Source organism: Agromyces sp. NPDC058484 (assembly GCF_042720415.1).
Lineage (GTDB): Bacteria > Actinomycetota > Actinomycetes > Actinomycetales > Microbacteriaceae > Agromyces.
Genome location: NZ_JBHXMP010000001.1, coordinates 88,041 through 106,412 on the forward strand (window position 1 = coordinate 88,041; position 18,372 = coordinate 106,412).

General features: G+C 71.5%; 16 protein-coding genes and 1 tRNA gene. 9 read left to right on the forward strand and 8 right to left on the reverse strand.

The annotated features are described in order from the left end of the window. Position 1: 1 nt before the first annotated feature. The 3 genes from ACFWN7_RS00420 to ACFWN7_RS00430 are packed head-to-tail and all read right to left on the reverse strand — an operon-like array spanning position 2 to position 2,687. Complete coding sequence (locus tag ACFWN7_RS00420; protein WP_376936670.1) at positions 2-931, reverse strand: FKBP-type peptidyl-prolyl cis-trans isomerase; 930 nt, start codon at positions 929-931, stop codon at positions 2-4. A gap of 53 nt (positions 932-984) precedes the next feature. Next, positions 985-2,007, reverse strand: a complete 1,023-nt coding sequence (locus ACFWN7_RS00425) for a tRNA (adenine-N1)-methyltransferase (RefSeq protein ID WP_376936671.1) — start codon at positions 2,005-2,007, stop codon at positions 985-987. Beyond that, the gene (locus ACFWN7_RS00430; protein WP_376936673.1) at positions 2,004-2,687 is read right to left on the reverse strand and encodes an HAD family hydrolase; all 684 of its coding nucleotides are present in this window, start codon (positions 2,685-2,687) and stop codon (positions 2,004-2,006) included. Before ACFWN7_RS00430 ends, ACFWN7_RS00425 begins: the two co-directional genes overlap by 4 nt. A 75-nt stretch (positions 2,688-2,762) precedes the next feature. Between ACFWN7_RS00430 and ACFWN7_RS00435 the strand changes: the two genes are divergently transcribed. Next, positions 2,763-3,683 (forward strand): PAC2 family protein, encoded by a 921-nt coding sequence (locus tag ACFWN7_RS00435; protein ID WP_376936674.1) that lies wholly within the window; start codon positions 2,763-2,765, stop codon positions 3,681-3,683. Positions 3,684-3,717: 34 nt separating this feature from the next. Here the strand turns inward: ACFWN7_RS00435 and ACFWN7_RS00440 are convergent, their stop codons facing one another. Both ACFWN7_RS00440 and ACFWN7_RS00445 read right to left on the reverse strand, forming a co-directional pair. Beyond that, positions 3,718-4,536: an undecaprenyl-diphosphate phosphatase gene (locus tag ACFWN7_RS00440; RefSeq protein WP_376936675.1), complete on the reverse strand. Its 819-nt coding sequence runs from the start codon at positions 4,534-4,536 to the stop codon at positions 3,718-3,720. A 49-nt stretch (positions 4,537-4,585) separates the two neighbouring features. Beyond that, positions 4,586-5,911 (reverse strand): M20/M25/M40 family metallo-hydrolase, encoded by a 1,326-nt coding sequence (locus ACFWN7_RS00445; RefSeq protein WP_376936676.1) that lies wholly within the window; start codon positions 5,909-5,911, stop codon positions 4,586-4,588. Between the two features lie 113 nt (positions 5,912-6,024). Here ACFWN7_RS00445 and ACFWN7_RS00450 point away from each other — a divergent pair. The 4 genes from ACFWN7_RS00450 (at position 6,025) to ACFWN7_RS00465 (ending at position 11,969) form a co-directional block, all read left to right on the forward strand. Beyond that, positions 6,025-6,108, forward strand: a tRNA-Leu gene (locus ACFWN7_RS00450). 111 nt (positions 6,109-6,219) lie between these two features. Next, entirely contained in the window at positions 6,220-6,936 is a 717-nt protein-coding gene (locus tag ACFWN7_RS00455) for a hypothetical protein (RefSeq protein ID WP_376936677.1), read from the forward strand. Further along, complete coding sequence (locus ACFWN7_RS00460; protein ID WP_376936678.1) at positions 6,933-8,480, forward strand: DNA polymerase Y family protein; 1,548 nt, start codon at positions 6,933-6,935, stop codon at positions 8,478-8,480. The genes ACFWN7_RS00455 and ACFWN7_RS00460 overlap by 4 nt, the downstream gene beginning before the upstream one ends. A gap of 30 nt (positions 8,481-8,510) precedes the next feature. Beyond that, a complete protein-coding gene (locus ACFWN7_RS00465) occupies positions 8,511-11,969 on the forward strand; it encodes an error-prone DNA polymerase (RefSeq protein ID WP_376936679.1) in 3,459 nt (1,152 codons plus the stop codon). Between the two features lie 100 nt (positions 11,970-12,069). Here the strand turns inward: ACFWN7_RS00465 and ACFWN7_RS00470 are convergent, their stop codons facing one another. Together ACFWN7_RS00470 and ACFWN7_RS00475 are read right to left on the reverse strand one after the other, a co-directional pair. After that, a complete protein-coding gene (locus ACFWN7_RS00470) occupies positions 12,070-12,732 on the reverse strand; it encodes a hypothetical protein (RefSeq protein ID WP_376936681.1) in 663 nt (220 codons plus the stop codon). Then, complete coding sequence (locus tag ACFWN7_RS00475) at positions 12,696-13,064, reverse strand: hypothetical protein (RefSeq protein WP_376936682.1); 369 nt, start codon at positions 13,062-13,064, stop codon at positions 12,696-12,698. The genes ACFWN7_RS00470 and ACFWN7_RS00475 overlap by 37 nt, the downstream gene beginning before the upstream one ends. Positions 13,065-13,185: 121 nt before the next feature. Between ACFWN7_RS00475 and ACFWN7_RS00480 the strand changes: the two genes are divergently transcribed. From ACFWN7_RS00480 to ACFWN7_RS00490, 3 genes are all read left to right on the forward strand, one after another. Continuing rightward, positions 13,186-14,382 carry an MFS transporter gene (locus ACFWN7_RS00480; protein WP_376936683.1) on the forward strand — a complete coding sequence of 399 codons (1,197 nt, stop codon included), beginning with the start codon at positions 13,186-13,188 and terminating at the stop codon, positions 14,380-14,382. A gap of 9 nt (positions 14,383-14,391) precedes the next feature. Beyond that, positions 14,392-15,276 (forward strand): DUF3097 domain-containing protein, encoded by an 885-nt coding sequence (locus tag ACFWN7_RS00485; RefSeq protein WP_376936685.1) that lies wholly within the window; start codon positions 14,392-14,394, stop codon positions 15,274-15,276. Between the two features lie 160 nt (positions 15,277-15,436). Next, entirely contained in the window at positions 15,437-16,528 is a 1,092-nt protein-coding gene (locus ACFWN7_RS00490) for a VIT1/CCC1 family protein (protein WP_376936686.1), read from the forward strand. 24 nt (positions 16,529-16,552) lie between these two features. Here ACFWN7_RS00490 and ACFWN7_RS00495 read toward each other — a convergent pair whose 3' ends face one another. Further along, positions 16,553-17,029: an Lrp/AsnC family transcriptional regulator gene (locus ACFWN7_RS00495; RefSeq protein WP_376936687.1), complete on the reverse strand. Its 477-nt coding sequence runs from the start codon at positions 17,027-17,029 to the stop codon at positions 16,553-16,555. 109 nt (positions 17,030-17,138) lie between these two features. On the opposite strand from ACFWN7_RS00495, the gene ACFWN7_RS00500 reads away from it, so the two are divergent. Further along, positions 17,139-18,368 (forward strand): trans-sulfuration enzyme family protein, encoded by a 1,230-nt coding sequence (locus ACFWN7_RS00500; RefSeq protein ID WP_376936688.1) that lies wholly within the window; start codon positions 17,139-17,141, stop codon positions 18,366-18,368. Positions 18,369-18,372: the final 4 nt, after the last annotated feature.

Sequence of the window (18,372 nt, forward strand, 5' to 3'; positions counted from 1 at the left end):
CTCAGATGACGCCCAGAATGTCGATGACGAAGAACAGCGTGGAACCCGCCGGGATCTGGGCACTCTCCTGGTCGCCGTACCCCTCGGACGGCGGGATGATGACGCCGACCTGCGAGCCGACCTCCTGGCCGACGATCGCCTCCGAGAACCCGGGCACCACCTGGCCCCCTTCGCCGACGACGAACGTGGCCGGCTGGCCGGCCTCCCAGCTCGAGTCGAAGACCGAGTTGTCGTTCCAGAGCACGCCCGTGTAGTGCACCACGACCGTGTCGCCGTCTTCGACGACCTGGCCGTTGCCCTGCTTGAGCACCTCGACCTCGGTGTGCTCGGGCGGGTCGGTCTTGGGCACCGTGATGCCGGGGCGGCCGTCGGGTGCGAGCACGACGGCGGGGAACCCGTCGCGGGACAGGCGTACTGCACCCTCGGCGCGGGTGGGGAAGGCGCGAAGCACGTCGAACACCGCCACCACGTTGTCACCGCCCGCTACCGACTCAGGATCGGCCGACGACGGGATCAGCTCGTCTGCAGGTGCGACGACCACGACCCGGGACCCTTCTCGGGCGCAGCTGAGCCCCTTCACGAATGCGGGCAGCGTGCCCTCGCCGATCGTCAGGCCCACCGGCTGGCCGTCGTAGCCGACCGACTGCTCGAGCTCCCCGGTCGCGGCGTTGAACAGCGACGCCCCGAGCAGCAGGAACTGACCTTCCTGGAGGAGTTCACCCTCGCCCTCGATGACCTCGGTGCACTGCGTCTCGTCGGGCATGAGCGGCGTCGGGAACTCCACCCGCGGCTTCTCGCCGAAATCGCCCTTCACCACCACCACATCGGACGACCGCCCGGGCGACGCCTCGGGTGCGGGCGCGGGCGCGCAACCGGAGAGGGTCACGGCGACGAGGCCGGCCGTGACGATGAGCGCGAGAGACGTGCGCACTGATCCTCGATTCTTCGATGGGTCGCGGAGGGCGGTGAAAGTCCTCGGAAAGCCTACCCGGCTTCGCCGGGGGGCTCGGTGTCGGCGGACGCGTCGGCCGCACGGGAGCGCTCGGCCGCGGCATCCGCTGCCCTGACCCGCTTGCGCAGCGCCTTGTCGCTCACCTGGCGTTCGCCGAGCGCGCCGGGCGTCCACGCCTCGACGTCGTCGTCGCTGAACTCGGTCTTGGCGGGGCGGCGCTTGAGCTCGGGCAGCACGGTGCCGGGTGCGAGCCTGCGGGCGGTGATGAGGAACCCGGTGTGCGCGATCATGCGGTGATCGGGCCTGACCGCGAGCCCCTGCACGTGCCAGCCGCGCACCATCGTCTCGGACGAGTTCGGCTCGGTGTACTCGCCGGTCGCGCGGATCGCCTCGGCCACGCGGGACAGCTGGGTGGCCGTCGCGATGTAGCAGAGCAGCACGCCGCCGGGCTTCAGCGCGGTCGACACGGCGTCGAGGCACTCCCACGGCGCGAGCATGTCGAGCACGACCCGGTCGACGGATGCCGCGGGAGTCGCCTCGGGCAGGGTGAGCGCCAGGTCGCCGAGCGTGATCGACCAGTTCTCGGGGTCGGCGCCGTGGAACGTCGCCACGTTGCCGCGCGCGACGTCCGCGAACTCCTCTCGACGCTCGAACGAGAGGAGGCGGCCGGCCGGGCCGATCGCGCGGAGGAGCCAGAGCGAGAGCGCACCCGAGCCCACGCCCGCCTCGACCACGGTCGCGCCGGGGAAGATGTCGGCCTGCGCGAGAATCTGCGCGGCATCCTTCGGATACACGATCGCGGCACCCCGCGGCATCGACATCACGAAGTCGGAGAGGAGCGGCCGCAGCGCGAGGTACTCGACGCCGACCTGGTTCGCGACCACCGATCCGTCGGGCCTGCCGATCAGATCGTCGTGCGCGATCGGGCCCTTGTGCGAGTGGAAGAGCTTGCCCGGTTCGAGCGTGATGGTGTGCATCCGGCCCTTGGGCCCGGTGAGCTGCACCCGGTCGCCGGCGCGGAACGGCCCGCTGCGTTCGCCGCGGCTCCCGGTCACGTGCGTGCCTTCCGTGCGTCTCGCGCGTCGAGGAGGGCCGCGACATCCGTCACCGATTTGTCGGCGAGGGTCTGCCACAGCACATGCGCGGGCGCCTCGTCGAGCGGCAGGATGTTCGGCACACCGACCGTGACGGCCCCCGCCGCCCACGCCGAGGTGAGCCCCGCGGGCGAGTCCTCGATCGCGACGCACTGGCGCACGTCGACGCCGAGTGCGGCGGCCGCGGCGAGGTAGGGCTCAGGGTGGGGCTTCGCGTTCTCGACCGCGTCGCCGGTGACGATGACGTCGAACGCCTCGAAGGGGATCGCGCCGATCACGTCGTCGGCCATCGAGCGCACCGACATGGTGACGAGCGCGGTGGGCACGGATGCCTCGCGCAACGCCTCGAGCAGCTCGCGGGCGCCGGGGCGCCACGGCACGCCGTGCTCGGCCAGCTGCTCCTTCACGCGTGCGGTGAGTCGCGCGACGATCGTGTCGGCGTCGAGGTCGACGCCCGCCGCCTGGAACACGGCGGCAGCCTCCCAGAGGCCGCTGCCGACGAGGCCGAGTGCGTCTTCGTGGGTCCAGCGGCCGCCGAAGGACGCGACGAGCTCCTCCTCGGCCGCCATCCAGTAGCGTTCGGTGTCGACGAGGGTTCCGTCCATGTCCCAGAGCACCGCGGCGGGAAGGCGAGTAGTCACAACCCGCAAGTCTACGGGCACGGCCTATTGTGGAGGGGACCCGGGTCGTCCGGGGCGGGAAGCGGGGCACCAGGAGTGAATCAGCCGGCCGGTTTCGAGGGCGGAAGGCTGCTCGTCGTCGCATTCGAGGGATGGAACGACGCCGGCGAGGCGGCGACCGGAGCCGCGAAGCTCCTCGTGCAGCGGCTGGGCCTCGCCGAGATCGCGGCGGTCGACCCCGAGCTCTACTTCGACTATCAGTTCACCCGACCCACTGTCGCCGTCGGCGACGACGGCGTGCGACGCCTCGAATGGCCGGGGGCCGCGATCCTCGGCCCGAGCGGCGAGCCGTTGCCGAGCGACGAGGACCATGTCACGGGCCCGGGCGCCGACACCCTGCACGTGCTCCTCGGCGCCGAGCCCGCCCGCAGCTGGAAGGGGTTCGCCGCCGAACTCGTCGACGCTGCGCTCACCGCCGACATCGAGGGCATCATCCTGCTCGGCGCGATGCTCGCGGACGCGCCGCACACCCGCCCGCTCTCGGTCTTCGCGTCGAGCGACAACCCCGAGGTGCGCACGGCGCTCAGCCTCGAACGATCGAGTTACGAGGGGCCCGTCGGCATCCTCAGCGTGATCGCCGACCAGGCCGAGCGCGACGGCATCCCGGTGGTGTCGCTCTGGGCCTCGGTGCCGCACTACGTGCACAACGCCCCTTCGCCGAAGGCCGTGCTAGCGCTGCTGGCGAAGCTCGAGGAGCTCACGGGGCTCTCGATCCCCAGAGGCACGCTCGAGGCCGAGGCAAAGGCGTGGGAGGCCGGCGTCGACGCGCTCGCCGCCGACGACGAGGACATGGCCGGCTACATCACCCAGCTCGAGCAGGCCCGCGACGCAGTGGATGCGCCCGAGGCGAGCGGCGAGGCCATCGCGCAGGAGTTCGAGCGCTACCTGCGACGGCGCGGCGACGGACCAGAGGGACGGGCCGACGGTCGCGGCGAGGGTCCGCGCCCCGGCCCCTGAGCATGGCCGCATGGCGCCGAGCCGCGGCATCCGTTCAGGGCTGGATCGCCCCCGTGCCGAGCAGGAGGAAGATGAGTCCGCCGAGGGCGATGCGGTAGATCACGAACGGCAGGAAGCTGCGCTTCGAGATGTAGTTCATGAAGAAGGCGATGACGAGGATCGCGACGACGAACGCGACGATCGTCGCGGCGGCGGTCTCGAGCGGCCCGTAGACCGCGGGCTCGCCCCAGCTCTTGATCAGCTGGTAGAGGCCCGAGCCGAACACCGCCGGGATCGCGAGCAGGAACGCGTAGCGTGCCGCGACCGACCGCTCGTACCCGAGGAACAGTCCCATCGTGATCGTGCCGCCCGACCGCGACACCCCGGGGATCAGCGCGAGCGCCTGGGCCAGGCCGAACAGAACGCCGTGCGGCACCGTGATCTGGTCGAGCGTGCGGTTCTTCGCGCCCGCCCAGTCGGCGAGGCCGAGGATGATGCCGAACACGACGAGCATCGTCGCGACGATCCAGAGCGAGCGCAGGCTCGTCTCGATCGCGTCCTGGAACAGGATGCCGAGCGCGACGATCGGCACCGAGCCGACGATGATGAGCCAGCCCATGCGCGCGTCGGGATCGTGCCGGGGGACGCGCCCCGTGAACGAGCCGAACCAGTGGGAGACGATGCGCACGATGTCGCGCCAGAAGAACACCACGACCGCGGTCTCGGTGCCGAGCTGGGTGATCGCGGTGAACGCGGCCCCCGGGTCCTCGGCGCTCGGCAGGAACTCCCCCAGGATCCGCAGATGGGCGCTCGAGGAGATGGGCAGGAACTCGGTGAGCCCCTGCACGAGGCCGAGGATGAGCGCTTCGATCACGTCGCGGATCCGCCTTCCGTCTCCGCGGATGCCGGAGGGTCGAGGGTGTTCAGTAGTCGAGGAGCAGGTCTCTGAGGACCCGCCTACCGAAGACTAGTGCGTCGAGGGGAACCCGCTCGTCGACGCCATGGAACATGCCGGGGAAGTCGAGGCCCTCGGGCAGGCGGAGCGGAGCGAACCCGTACCCCGCGATGCCGAGCCGGCTGAGCGACTTGTTGTCGGTGCCGCCCGAGAGAAGGTAGGGGAACACGGATGCCCCGGGGTCGTGCACGCCGATCGATCGCGTGACGGCCTCGACGAGCGGCCCGGTCGTCGACGCTTCGAGGCCGACGTCGCGATGCACGACCTGGACGTCGACGTCGTCGCCGACGATCTCGCGGATCTCGGCCAGCACCGCCTCCTCTTCACCGGGCAGGGTGCGGATGTCGACGAGCGCCTCGGCGTGGTCGGGGATCACGTTGTGCTTGTATCCGGCGTCGAGCACGGTCGGATTCGAGGTCGTGCGGAGCGTCGCGGTGATGAATCCCGAGGCGGAGCCGGCGGCAAGCGCGAGCTCGTCGGGCGAGACCTGTTCGGGGTCGACGCCGAGTGCCCCCGCGATCGCGGCGAGGAGCTCGCGCGTCGTGTCGGTCAGGTGCACGGGCCACTCGGTGCGGCCGAGGCGCGCGATCGCCTCGGCGAGCGTCGTGATGGCGTTGTCGCGGATGAGACGCGACCCGTGCGCGGCGACGCCCCGGGCGACGAGCCGCACCCAGATGAGCGACTTCTCCCCCGTCTGCAGGAGGTACGCCCGCGTGCCGCCGACCGTGATCGAGTAACCGCCGACCTCGCTGATCGCCTCGGTGGCGCCCGCGAAGAGCTCGGGATGGTGATCGACGAGCCAGCTCGCCCCGGTGCCGCCGCCGGCCTCCTCGTCGGCGAAGAATGCGAGGACGATCTCGCGCTCGGGAAGCGAGCCCGCGCCGATGATGTCGCCGAGGGCGGTGAGCATCATCGCGTCCATGTCCTTCATGTCGACCGCGCCGCGGCCCCACAGCATGCCGCCCTTGATCTCGCCCGCGAACGGGTCGACGCTCCAGTTGCGCGCGTCGGCGGGCACGACGTCGAGGTGGCCGTGCAGCACGAGTGCGGGCTTCTCCGGGTTGCGCCCCGGCACGCGTGCGACGACGCTCGTGCGTCGCGGTTCGGGCTCGAAGAGCTGCGGCGCGAGGCCGAGGGCGGCGAGCTTCGCCTCGACGTACTCGGCCGCCTCGCGTTCGCCGTTCGCCTTGCCCTCACCGTAGTTCGAGGTGTCGATGCGGATGAGGTCTCGGGCGATCACCGCCGTCTTGTCGAGCTCGGGCAGGGGCTCTTGGATTGCGGATGAGTCGGCCATGCGTCTCACCGTAGCCGCCCTTCGGTGACCGGGCCACGCGGGGTTCGGAGCCCCCGGGATTCCGTGCTAGTGTCGTCTCTCGGGCCTCCGAGCGATCGCGGGCCGAACACAACGCGCGGGTGGCGGAAATGGCAGACGCGCTAGCTTGAGGTGCTAGTGCCCTAACGGGCGTGGGGGTTCAAGTCCCCCCTCGCGCACGCGTTGTGAAGAAGGCCGGATCATCACGATCCGGCCTTCTTTCGTCTCCGGGACGGTCGGCGTCTTCGACTTGCCTTGTTCGAATATATGTTCGAAACTGGGGTATGGCCATGACCGCTCCCCTCGTCGCCCCCGGCCCCAGGCCGGCGCGCGTCGATGAACTGCAGGCCCGCATCCGCGGGATGCAGGCCACGCGGCTCGACTCCAAGGCGGTGCCGACGCATCCGGCCTTCGCACAGGTGCTGCCGGGCGGCTCGCTCCGCGAGGGCACGGTCGTGCAGGTCGAGGGGTCGACGACCCTGCTCATGGCGCTCCTTGCGGCGCCGAGCGCGAGCGGGCGCTGGGTCGCGGTGGCGGGCATGCCCGAGTTCGGCGTCGAGGCCGCCGCGCGGTTCGGCATCGCGCTCGAGCGGCTCGTGCTCGTGCCAGAGCCCGGCCGGCAGTGGCTCACCGTCGTCGCGGCGCTCGCCGACGTCATCCCCGTCGTCGCGGTGCGGCCGGCGGGCCGGGTCTCGCCTGCCGAGTCGAGCCGGCTCCAAGCGAGGCTCCGACAGCGCGGTACCACCCTGCTCGTCGTGGGCGCCTGGCCGGGCAGCGACGCACGGCTCGGCATCGAGGCGAGCGAGTGGCAGGGGCTCGAGCGCGGGCACGGGCATCTCGCCGAGCGCGAAGTCGTCGTGAGCGTGGCGGGGCGCGGCGAGTTCATGCGCAGTGCGCGTTCCCGGCTCCGGTTGCCCGGGCGTTCCCTCGAGTTCGCGCCGGCGGGCACGAACAGCGGCGCCGACCCGATCCGCCTCGACGACCCCGTGCGGAGGGCCACCGGATGACCATCGACTCCGGCCGCACCGTCGTGCTCTGGTGCCCCGACTGGCCCGTCTTCGCCGCGTGCCGTGAGACGGGACTCGACCCGGCCTCCCCCATCGCCCTCACCGAGGCCGGCCTCGTCTACGCCTGCTCTGCCACCGCGCGCCGCGACGGCGTCGCGCGCGGGCTGAAACTCCGCGAGGCACAGTACCGCTCCCCCAGCCTCACCCTGCTCGACTACGACGCCGATCTCGACGCACGCGTCTTCGAACCCGTCGTACGAGGCGTCGAGGCGACGGTGCCGGGTGTGCAGCTCATCCGCCCGGGAACGCTCGCCATGCGCGCTCGTGGACCCGCGCGGTACTACGGGGGTGAGGATGCCGCGGCGTCGGCCCTCCTCGCCACCGTCGCCGAGCTCGGGGTCGCCGGTGCACGGGTCGGCGTCGCCGACGGGCCGTTCGCGGCCGAGCAGGCGGCGCGTGCCGCGCCGAGCGAGTCCTCCGTCGGGATCGTGGCGCCCGGGGCATCCGCCGCCTTCATCGCACCGCTGCCCGTGTCGCTCGTGGCCGACGGCCGCACGACGATCCTGCTGAACCGGCTCGGCGTGCAAACCCTCGGCGAGTTCGCCGCGCTTCCCGAAGAAGACGTGCGGCGCCGCTTCGGCGCGGCGGGGGCCTTCGCGCACGACCGCGCCGCCGGGCGCGAGCAGGCGCGGGTCATCGCGCGCACCCCGCCGCCCGAGTTCGAGGCGGAGCAGCACTTCGAGCCCCCGCTCGACCGCGTCGACCAGCTCGCGTTCGCGTTCCGGGTGGGCGCCTCGGAGTTCATCGAGCGCATGCGGGCCGTGCGACTCGTCTGCACGGGGCTGCGCATCGAGCTCGACGACGAGCGCGGCGGGCACTCGAGTCGCAGCTGGCTGCACCCGCGGTGGTTCACTCCCGCCGACGTCGTCGACCGGGTGCGGTGGCAGCTGCAGGGCACGGGCACCGCCGACACCGGGCTCGACTCGCCGATCGTGCGGTTGCGCGTGATTCCCGAGCGCATCGACTCCACCGGCCACCACGAGGAGGGCCTCTGGGGCGGTGGGCCCGACGAGCGGGTGCACCACGCGCTCACCCGCGTGCAGAGCATGCTCGGGCACGAGGCGGTCGTGACCGCGGCGATCGGCGGCGGCCGCATGCTCGCCGATCGGCAGGTGCTCGTGCCGTGGGGCGACCGGCCGCCCGAGCGTGCGGGCGATGCGCCATGGCCGGGCAGCCTGCCCGCGCTCGCGCCCGCGAGCGTGTTCCGCGAGCGGCTGCCGATCGCCCTCCTCGACGCGCGCGGCGCGGTCGTCGCGATCGACGGGCGCGGGGCGGTCTCCGCGGCGCCCGAGCGCTTCGCGGTGGGCGGCGGCGACCTCGCGCCCGTGCGCGCCTGGGCGGGTCCATGGCCGGTGGTCGAACGCTGGTGGGACGAAGAGCACGCCAAGCGCGTGCACAGGTTCCAGGTCGTCGACGACGACGGCTGCGCGTGGCTGCTCGTGCGCGACCGCGAGGGCTGGTGGGCCGAGGCGAGGTACGACTGATGGCGGCATCCGATCGTGAGGGGGTGACCGATGGGCTGGAACAACCCGTCGATCCCGTGGTCCGAGCTCGAGCGCAAGCTCTCCGACCAGCGGCGGCCCGGAGGGCAGTCGCTCATCGCCGACGGCGGTGACAGCCCCGCATGGAGCCGCAAGCGGCATCCGTACCGCCCTTCCGAGGGCCTCGAGGCGCCGGCCGGCCCCGTCGTGCCCTACGCCGAACTGCACGCGCACTCCACGTTCAGCTTCCTCGACGGGGCCTCGACCCCCGAGCAGCTCGTCGAGGAGGCGCATCGACTCGGCCTGTCGGGACTCGCGGTCACCGACCACGACGGCTTCTACGGCATCGTGCGCTTCGCCGAGGCCGCCGAGAGCTTCCCCGAGCTGGCGACCGTGTTCGGCGCCGAGCTCAGCCTCGGCCTCACCGAGCCGCAGATGGGCGTCGCCGACCCCGAGGGCGAGCACCTGCTCGTGCTCGCCCGGCAGGAGTCGGGATACCACCGGCTCGCGAGCGCGATCACCGCGGGCCAGCTCGCGGGCGGTGAGAAGGGGCGCCCGGTCTACTCGCTCGAGGAGCTCGCCGAGCGTTCGGGCGGCGAGTGGGTCGTTCCCACCGGATGCCGCAAGGGTGCGGTTCGTCGCGCACTCGCGAACGGCGGGGCGGATGCCGCGGGGCGCGAGCTCGACCGGCTCGTCGCCCTCTTCGGCCGCGACAACGTCGTCGTGGAGCTGTTCGACCACGGCCATCCGCTCGACCAGGAGGCGAACGACGCCCTGGCGCTGCTCGCCGAGCGGGCACGCCTGCCGCTCCTCGCGACGAACGCGGTGCACTACGCGAGCCCCGGCGAGCACCGGCTCGCCTCCGCGCTCGCGGCGGTGCGGGCCCGGCGCAGCCTCGACGAGCTCGACGGGTGGCTGCCTGCATCCGATGGCCTGCACCTGCGCAGCGGCGCCGAGATGATGCGCCGCTTCGACCGGTACCCCGGAGCGGTGGCGCGGTCGGTGACGCTGGCGGGCGAGCTCGGCTTCCGGCTGCGCAGCGCCCGCCCGCGACTGCCTCGGCAGGAGGTGCCGGCCGGCCACACGCCCATGAGCTGGCTGCGTGAGCTCGTCTGGGCGGGCGCCGGGCAGCGCTACCCCGGCCTGCCCGACCACGTGCGGGAGCGGCTCGGCCGCGAGCTCGACGTCATCGAGCAGAAGGACTTCCCCGGTTACTTCCTCATCGTGTACGACATCGTGCGCGAGGCGCGCAGCCGCGGCATCCTGTGCCAGGGTCGCGGCTCGGCGGCGAACTCCGCCGTCTGCTACGTGCTCGACATCACGGCGGTCGACTCGATCTTCTTCGACCTGCCGTTCGAGCGGTTCCTCTCCGCGCTCCGCGACGAGGAGCCCGACATCGACGTCGACTTCGACTCGGATCGGCGCGAGGAGATCATCCAGTACGTCTACGAGAAGTACGGCCGCATGAATGCCGCGCAGGTCGCGAACGTCATCAGCTATCGGCCGAAGGCTGCGGTGCGCGACATGGCGAAGGCGCTCGGCTACTCCACCGGGCAGCAGGACGCGTGGTCTCGTCAGGTCGAACGGTGGGGCGCCGTGGTGTCGACCGACGACCACGACATCCCGCAGCCGGTCGTCGAGCTCGCCGAGCAGCTGCTCACCTTCCCGCGACACCTCGGGATCCACTCGGGCGGCATGGTGCTCACCGACCGACCCGTCGGCGAGGTGTGCCCCATCGAGCACGCCCGCAAGGAGAAGCGCACCGTGCTGCAGTGGGACAAAGACGACTGCGCCTGGATGGGCCTCGTCAAGTTCGACCTGCTCGGCCTCGGCATGCTCGCCGCGCTGCAGTACACCTTCGACCTCGTCCGCGAGACGACCGGCGAAGAGTGGGAGCTCGCGACCATCCCGAAAGAGGAGCAGGCGGTCTACGACATGCTCTGCCGCGCCGACTCCATCGGCGTCTTCCAGGTCGAGAGCCGCGCCCAGATGGGCACGCTCCCCCGCCTCAAGCCTCGCTGCTTCTACGATCTCGTCGTCGAGATCGCTCTCATCCGCCCCGGTCCGGTGCAGGGCGGCGCGGTGCATCCGTACATCCGGCGGCGCACGGGCGAGGAGCCCGTCAGCTACCTGCATCCGAACCTCGAGCCGGTGCTCGCCCGTACCCTCGGGGTGCCGCTCTTCCAGGAGCAGCTCATGCAGATGGCCGTCGCGGTCGGCAACTGCAGCGCGGCCGACGCCGATCTGCTGCGACGCGCGATGGGCTCGAAGCGCGGGGTGGAGAAGATCGATCGCCTGCGCTCGAAGCTCTACGCGGGCATGGCCGAGAACGGCATCGAGCCCGAGGTGGCCGACTCCATCTACGCCAAGATCGAGGCGTTCGCGAACTTCGGCTTCGCCGAGAGCCACGCGCTCAGCTTCGGCCTGCTCGTCTACGCGAGCTCGTGGCTGAAGCTGCACTACCCGGCCGCGTTCCTCGCCGCGCTCATCCGCGCGCAGCCGATGGGCTTCTACTCGCCGCAGACGCTCACCGCCGACGCGAGACGCCATGGGGTCGAGATGCTCCGGCCCGACATCCTCCGCTCGGGCGTGAGTGCCGGACTCGAGGCGATCGAGGTGGGCGCGTCAGGCGCGTCGGGTGCGTCGACCGCGGCATCCGCTGCTTCAGGCGACGGATGCCGCGGACCGACCGGCCTGGCCGCGTGCGCCGAACCCGTACAGCCGCCCATCGGGCCGTTCGATCGCAACGCACCCGACCGATCGGCCGAGCACCGTCGCGACGGTGCCTTCGCGGTGCGGCTCGGGCTCGCCGACGTCTCCTCCATCGGCACGGCGGTCGCCGAGCGGATCGTCGGCGAACGCGAGGCGCACGGTCCGTATCGCGACATGGCGGATGTCTCGCGTCGTGCGGGTCTTGCCGCCGAGCAGCTCGAGGCGCTCGCCGCCGCGGGCGCGTTCGACGGCTTCAGCCTGCGACGGCGTGAGGCGCTCTGGCTCGCCGGCGAGGCGGCGGAGGACCGCGAAGAGTACCTCGCGGGCTCGGTCGTCGTCGTGCAACCGCCGTTGCTGCCGATGCTCTCTCCCGCCGAGCAGGTCGTCTACGACCTGTGGGCCACGGGCATCTCACCCGACGACCACCCCATCCGGCACATCAGGGAGCGGCTCGACGAACGCGGCGCCATTCGCATCGACCTGCTGCGGCATGCCGAGAGCGGCCGCCGCATCGAGGTCGGCGGGGTGGTCACGCACCGTCAGCGGCCGGCGACCGCGAGCGGCATCACCTTCATGAACCTCGAAGACGAGTCGGGCACGCTCAACGTCATCGCGGGCGTCGGGGTGTGGAACCGGTACCGGCGGGTCGCGCGCGAAGCCCCGGCGATGATCGTACGTGGCATCCTCGAACGCTCGCCCGAAGGCGTGACCAACCTCGTCGCCGACCGGTTCGAACGCCTCACCGTGTCGGCGACGATGCGCTCGCGCGACTTCCGCTGAACTCGTCAGCTCGTCACTGCTCGCGTCCCCAGGATGCCTCGGATGAGGATCGTCGCCAGTGGAAGCGGCCTCCGGCCCACTCGCGAACCACATCGGTGAGTCACAGCGTCGTGTCGGGTGCCCAGCCGGCGATGACGGTCGCCATATCGGATTCGACCTCCAAGGCTCGCGCGGCAGCGCTCAGGTACCCCATGACCGTCAGGTGGACGGCGTCCCAGGCTTGCGCGACGCGTTCCCAATCGGGCATCACCCAGGCGCCATCTCGTCCCGTGACCCGATACCAGTCGTGTCGACGCGACGCGGTGACGTCGAGAGGGAACTCGCGGCAGAGCGCGACCCACTCCTCCGCCGCCCGGATCTCGAGGGTTCTGCCCGTGCCGCGGATCGGGAGCGCCGTGGCCTCGGTCTCGCCGAAGGAATCCTCAACCAGCACCAGGCCGGCCGGTTCTCCGGACGGCAGCACCCGGTCGTCTGCGGAATCCGGCTCGGCACCGACCACCACTCGCCGCTGAAACTCGCCGTGGCATCCTGCGACCGATCCCGCTGTGCACGCGATTCGCCCTCCCGGACAGCGCGCCCACGTCGCCAACACCTCGCTCGGCCGTGAGAACGCCGACGGAACCGGATCGCGCGCTGATTGCCATTCCACGGCCCACTGCTCGGCTTGCCGCGGCCGGAGCCACCACGATGCTGCCGGCGAACCAGCGATGCGCTCCGCAAGCGCCTTCAGCGCCGCCCCCACTTCTGGGATGGCAGCGAGCAATCCTCTCCATCGGGCTCCTGCCAATAACGGGCAGTGTCGACCGACCTGACGAGGGGGGATGCCACGGAAGCGTCGTCGACCTCGAACGCACCGAGCGATATCAGCCGGTCGACGAGTCCGTCGATGCCGGTTGGCTCGTTCTGTGCCGGGTCGTGGGGCTCGTCCTCGCGTGCGAAGGCGACGAGGCGGATCCGGGACGATCCGCGACCTGGGTCGAGGTCGTAGCCATGCTGGAAGACCATCTCGCGGACGCCCGGATCCAGCGCCATAGCCAGTTCGAGACACAGCCGCCGGCCCCTCGGGCCGGAGAGCAGCAACCGCGCGACATCCATCCACTGATCCTGTCAGGTGCCGAACCGGCGCTGCCGCCTTGACCGTGGACGCACCGGCGCGGGAATATCCTGAAGCGGTGGACTGCCGAGATCCACGACCGCCCAGCCGGAGCGTCCGACGATGACGCGCCGGTTGTCGACGGAGCGCCTGTTCACCCGCCCGTTCATCGCCCTGGGCGTCGCGGAACTCTGCTACTTCACCGCCGCCGGTGTCGCGATCTACGCGCTCCCGACCTACGTGACCGGACCCGTCGGCCGTGGCGAAGCGTGGGCGGGCGTGGCGTTCGGCGCGTTCGCCCTGTCGGCGCTCGTGTTGCGTCCGTTTGCCGGTCGACTCGCCGACACGATCGGTCGGCTGCCGCTCTTGGTCGGCGGGGCACTCGTCGCCGCGGTGAGCCTGGGGCTGCTCGCGCTCGCCCACGACCTCGTCTCGATCATCGCGTTGCGGCTGCTCGCCGGCGTCGCGGAGGCGGCCTTCTTCGTCGCGGGGTTCGCCGCCCTCGCCGACCTCGCGCCACAGGAGCGTCTCGGCGAAGCACTGTCGTACAACTCGCTCGGGCTCTACCTCGGCATCGCGCTCGGACCGCCACTCGGCGAGGTGCTCGTGGGAATGAACGGATTCGCATTCGGTTGGGCGGGCGCAGCCGTATTGACCGCCATCGCCGCCGGGTTGACGCTATTCGTCGGCGAGACCCGTAAGAACGAAGGGGCCGAAGCATCCGACCACCACCTCATCCATCGGCCGGCCCTTCCGATCGCGATCGGCTTCCTCGCCGCGCTCCTCGCGATGGGCGGCTTCCTCGCATACGCCACCCTGCATGCGAGCAGGGTGGGGCTCTCGAGTGCGAGCCTGGCGCTGTTCGTGTACGGCGGAATCGTCGTCGTGTGCCGCGTGGCGTTCGCACGGGTGCCCGACAAGGTTCCGCCGCTTGCGCTCGGCTCCGCCGCGGTCGGCACGATCGGACTCGGTCTCGTCGTCGTCGCGACATGGCTTTCGCCTGCCGGGCTGATCGTCGGCGCTGGAGTCATGGCCGTCGGGGTTTCGTTCAGCACGCCGGCATTCTTCTCGGCGATCTTCGCGACCGCCTCACCATCGCAACGGGGCGTCGCATCGGGCACCGCGAGTGCAGCAATCGACCTCGGGCTGGGCATCGGCCCGATCCTGCTCGGGCTGTTCGCCGACGCGTTCGGTATTCCGTGGGCTTTCGGTGTGGGCGCCGCGATCGCCGCCGCTGGAGCTGTCTGGACCCTCACCCTGTTCCGTCGACGGGTCGCGGCCCGCCGTGTCGGAGCCGGGAGGCCGCGGAGCATCCGCTAGCCTCGACCGGTGCCGAACGCGACCCATGACTCTCCCGGACACGACCGCTACGGCGCCGATGTTCTCGCCGGCGACTGGAGGGCCCGCGGTCGGCGCACGATCCCCGAGGTCGAGGCCGCGCGCGACCTCGTCGTCGAGCTCGCCGCCGACGGGTTCTGTGGCGCAGTGGTCGCGGTCGACAAGCGCATCGTCACGCTCGAGGACCGCATGGGCGCGAGGCGCATGTTCGCCCTCGGCCACGGATTCCTCATCGACGGCGAGGCCGTGCGGCTCGTGCCGCCCGCACCGAAGGCACCGGCCGGCCGGCTCCGCACCGCATCCGGTTCCTTCGCCGTCGAACACGCGCCCGCCAGAGTCGCGCTGCCCAGCCGCATCTTCGTCGAGGGTCGGCACGACGCCGAGCTCGTCGAGAAGGTGTGGGGCGCCGACCTCCGGGTCGAAGGCGTCGTCGTCGAGTACCTCGAGGGCGTCGACGTGCTGGCCGCCCAACTCGACGACTTCCGGCCCGGGCCCGGTCGTCGCGCCGGCATCCTCGTCGACCACCTCGTGCCCGGCTCGAAGGAGCAGCGCATCGCAGATTCGGTCGCGCGGGGGCCGCATGGACCCCATGTGCTCGTGGTGGGGCATCCGTTCATCGACATCTGGCAGGCGGTGAAACCCGCCCGGCTCGGTCGGGACGCATGGCCCGTGATTCCCCGCGGAACCGAGTGGAAGCACGGCGTCTGCGCGGCGTTCGGCTGGCCGCACGGCGAGCAGGCCGACATCGCGCGCGCCTGGCAGCGGATCCTCGGCATGGTTCGCGGCTACGGCGACCTCGAGCCCGCCCTGCTCGGGCGGGTCGAGGAGCTCATCGACTTCGTCACGGCACCCGCGGCGACCACGGCTGCGAACTGATCCGCGGGGTTCGGCACTCCGAAATGCTGCCAATCCCGTCGCATCGGGCGGTGGGCGCGTGCCCGGCGGCTATCGTGGCTGAGGCCGCTCGCGGCCGCGACGTGACGGAGCGGGAGCGAACGAGCGAACGCCCGCGGCTCCCGATGAGGTGTGGAGCAGGATGAGCGACGACCACGAGGCGAACACTGCCGACCGGGCGAGATGGCGCCGGTATCTCGCCGACGAACGCGCGGAAGCCGCGGTGTACCGCGAGCTCGCGGCCCGCCGTGAAGGCGAGGAGCGTGAGATCCTCCTCGCGCTCGCCGCGGCCGAGGGCCGCCACGAGGCGCACTGGCTCGCGCTGCTCGGCGGCGACGACTCGGGCGTACCCCGCGCCGACGTGCGCACCCGGCTCCTCGGCGGACTCGCACGGCGGTTCGGCTCGATCTTCGTGCTCGCGCTCGCGCAGCGCGCCGAGGCACGCTCGCCGTACGCGAGCGACCCCGACGCGACGGCGGCGATGGCGGCCGACGAGCGGATCCACGGCGAGGTCGTGCGCGGACTCGCGGCGCGCGGGCGCCGTCGCCTTGCCGGAACGTTCCGCGCCGCGGTGTTCGGCATGAACGACGGTCTCGTCTCGAACCTCGCCCTCGTGATCGGCATCGGCGCCACCGGGGTCTCGACGTCGGTCGTGCTCTTCACGGGCGTCGCAGGGCTCCTCGCCGGCGCACTGTCGATGGGCGCGGGAGAGTTCGTGTCGGTGCGCTCCCAGCGTGAGCTGCTCGAGGCATCCGTTCCCGACCCAACCGCGCGCGAGGCCCTTGCCGACCTCGACATCGACGCCAACGAGCTCGCCCTCGTCTACCGCGCACGCGGCATGGGCGAGGAAGCGGCGAGCGAGCACGCCGCGCTCATGGTGGCCCGGGTGAAGGCTGCCGGTCGCACGTCGGTCCCCACCGACGCCCTCACCGTCGTGGAGCAGGACGACGACGCCGTCGGCACCGGGCTGTCGGCCGCGGTGTCGAGCTTCCTGTTCTTCGCATCGGGCGCGCTGATTCCCGTGCTCCCCTACCTGTTCGGCGTGAGCGGGCCGGCGGCGATCGCGATCGCTGCGGTGCTCGTGAGCATCGCGCTGCTCGCGACTGGTGCAACGGTCGGGCTGCTCTCGGGCGCCTCCCCCATGAAGCGGGCACTGCGTCAGCTGGCCATCGGGCTCGGCGCCGCGGCCGTCACGTACCTGCTCGGCCTGGCGTTCGGCACGACGCTCGCGTGAGTGTGAGCCGGCGGGCGCTTCCGGTCAGCCGACGAGCCGATTCCAGCCGTCGCCGTCGACGTGCTCGAAGATGAGGTTGGTCTCGGTGTGCGCCACGGCCGGATGCCCCGTGAGATACGCCAGCACGAACTCGCGAAGCTCTTCCGCGTCGCGCGCGGCCACGTGGAGGAGGTAGTCTTCCGCGCCCGCCATGTGGAAGACGCCGATCACACCCGGCAGATGCGGCACCTGCTGGCGGAACGCGTCGATCTCACTTCGGTCGTGCTTCACGAGCCGCACCGCGATGAGCGCCTGCAGCGAGACGCCGAGCGAGGCGAGATCGACGTCGACCCGGTAGCCGCGAACCGTGCCGAGGCTCTGCAAACGCCGAAGACGGAGCGACACCGTGGACTCCGCGACGCCCACTTCGGCAGCGAGCGCCGCACCCGACGCCCGTGCATTCGTGGACAGGGCCTGGAGCAGCGCCCGGTCGACGCGGTCGAGTTCTGGTTTCTGCGCCATGAGTCGATTCTCCTCGTGAGTTCGTGCAGAAGCTGCGAGATTTCTAGCCTATCGCAATGATCATTCATCGGAGTTTGCCGATCGTGACAGATTCTGCTTCATTCGAGGCATGCAGACATCGTCGACGAAGTTCGAGACCCGCGCCGTGCATGGTGGAATGACCGGGGTCCGCGAGAGCGGTTCCCACGTTCCCGTCATCGACTTCTCGACCACCAATCCGCTCGGCTCCGTCGAGACCGGTGGCCTGGCGTACGAGGAGCTCGCCACCGGCCACGATCTCGGCGAGGGCCGTTCGGCGGTGTACCAGCGCCTCTGGCAGCCCGGCGTCGCCCGCTTCGAGGAGTCGCTCGCCGGCCTCGAGGGCACCGATGGCGCAGTCGCGTTCTCGAGCGGCATGGCCGCCCTCGCGGCGACGCTCATCGCCACCGTCGCCGACGCTCGCCCGCATGTGGTCGCGGTGCGCCCGCTCTACGGCGGCACCGACCACGTGCTCGAGAACGGCCTCCTCGGCACTCGCGTCACGTGGACGGATGCCGCGGGCATCACCGACGCGATCGAGCCCGACACCGGCCTCGTCATCGTCGAGACGCCGGCCAACCCCACCCTCGAGCTCCTCGACCTGCGCCAGGTGGCGGATGCCGCGGGCGACGTGCCGCTGCTCGTCGACAACACGTTCGCAACCCCCGTGCTCCAGCGACCGGTAGAGCACGGCGCGACCGTCGTGCTGCACAGTGCGACGAAGTACCTGGGCGGACACGGCGACGTCATGGGCGGCATCGTCGCCGGCGACCGCGGCTGGGTCGAGCGTCTGCGGCGCGTCCGCGCGCTCACCGGAGGCCTGCTGCATCCGATGGCCGCGTACCTGCTGCACCGGGGGCTTCGCACCCTTCCCGTGCGGGTGCGCGCGCAGCAGGAGACCGCCGCACTGCTCGCCGAGCGCTTGCTCACTCATCCCGCCGTCGCCCACGTGCACTATCCCGGACTGGCAGGGCAGGATCCCGCCGGCCTTGTCGGCACGCAGCTCGCGGGCCCCGGCTCGATCATCGCCCTCGACCTCGCCGGCGGCTACGAGGCGGCCGCACGCTTCACCGAGTCGTGCGATCTCGTGACGCACGCGGTCTCGCTCGGCGGTGTCGACTCGCTCGTTCAGCACCCGGCGTCGCTCACGCATCGCCCCGTGGCCGGTGAGGCGAAGCCGGGAGCGGGCATCGTGCGACTCTCGATCGGGCTCGAGCACATCGACGACCTGACGGCCGACCTCATGGCCGCCCTCGATGCGGCCGCGGAGGTCGGCGGCCTCGTCTCCTCCGAACGAGCGCCGGACGCCGTCACGGCCTGACGGT